General features: G+C 37.4%; 1 protein-coding gene. It reads right to left on the reverse strand.

All coding sequences use genetic code 11. The features are described 5' to 3' along the window. A partial coding sequence (locus ACFFU9_RS13800) for a glycoside hydrolase family 2 TIM barrel-domain containing protein (RefSeq protein WP_379862068.1) occupies positions 1-562 on the reverse strand: 562 nt, incomplete at both ends.

Genomic DNA, 562 nt, shown 5'->3' on the forward strand with positions numbered 1-562 from the left:
AAATGCCTTGGTCTACCCAATCCCAAATAAAACCACCTTGCATGATGTCGTATTTTTCAATAACATCCCAATAATCTTGTAAATTACCTACACTATTACCCATGGCATGCGCATATTCACATTGAATTAAGGGACGTGTTGGGTTATTTTCTGCATAAGCAATCATTTTTTCAATAGGCCAATACATAGGGGGTTGTATATCTGTATTAGAATATTGTGTAGCACCTTCATACTGTGTTGGTCTTGTAGTATCTTGTGCTTTTAACCATTGGTACGTTGCAAAAAAGTTCTCACCATTTCCTGCTTCATTTCCTAAAGACCATGTTACAATAGATGCATGGTTTTTACTACGTTCAAACATACGTATTGTTCTGTCCATGTGCGCCCCTTTCCATTCTGGCAAATAAGCAGGATGCACTGCTTGATCTTTCAAATTATTATTTAATCCTTGGTTGGTCGCTCCCATACCATGGGTTTCAATATTAGCTTCATCCACTACATAAAAACCATATTTATCGGCTAATCTGTAAAAATGTGGATTTTTTGGGTAGTGGCTGCAACG

The sequence above is a fragment of the Mariniflexile ostreae genome, from assembly GCF_042427585.1.
Lineage (GTDB): Bacteria > Bacteroidota > Bacteroidia > Flavobacteriales > Flavobacteriaceae > Pseudalgibacter > Pseudalgibacter ostreae.